The organism is Erwinia persicina (genome assembly GCF_014838825.1).
In the GTDB taxonomy this organism is placed as follows: Bacteria; Pseudomonadota; Gammaproteobacteria; order Enterobacterales; family Enterobacteriaceae; genus Erwinia; species Erwinia persicina_A.
In genome coordinates, this window is record NZ_JACYMO010000040.1 from 1 (window position 1) to 541 (window position 541).

At 46.4% G+C, this 541-nt stretch carries 2 tRNA genes; both read right to left on the minus strand.

Annotated elements, in window-relative coordinates:
• Nucleotides 1-144: 144 nt before the first annotated feature.
• Nucleotides 145-220: transfer RNA gene (locus tag IFU29_RS22220), tRNA-Ala, on the minus strand.
• A 134-nt stretch (nucleotides 221-354) separates the two neighbouring features.
• Nucleotides 355-431 (minus strand) — tRNA-Ile (locus IFU29_RS22225).
• Between the last annotated feature and the right edge of the window lie 110 nt (nucleotides 432-541).

The window sequence follows — 541 nt, forward strand, 5'->3', positions numbered from 1 at the left end:
ATCGTAGATTTCATTCTTATTACGGAGAATGAAAACGACATGTCGTTTCAATTTTCAGCTTGTTCCGGATTGTTAAAGAGCATAATACTTCGCAGCATACTGTTAGCCAGTACACTCTGAAGTATTTTATTTAGAAAAACAGTATGGTGGAGCTAAGCGGGATCGAACCGCTGACCTCCTGCGTGCAAGGCAGGCGCTCTCCCAGCTGAGCTATAGCCCCATACAGTCTTACAGAAACCTTTTACTACCATTACATTCCACGAAGGAGATGTAATTTTTACTCAGGCAGGCGTGTTTCCGCGACGCATAGTTCACTATGCGAGCCGTAAACATAACGCAGCATGAGTGAAAATTTGGTAGGCCTGAGTGGACTTGAACCACCGACCTCACCCTTATCAGGGGTGCGCTCTAACCACCTGAGCTACAAGCCTGTAGAGGTTTTTCTGCTCGTTACTTTTTTATCAGACAATCTGTGTGGACACTGCGCGGGAAGGTATCTTCAGGTAAGGAGGTGATCCAACCGCAGGTTCCCCTACGGTTA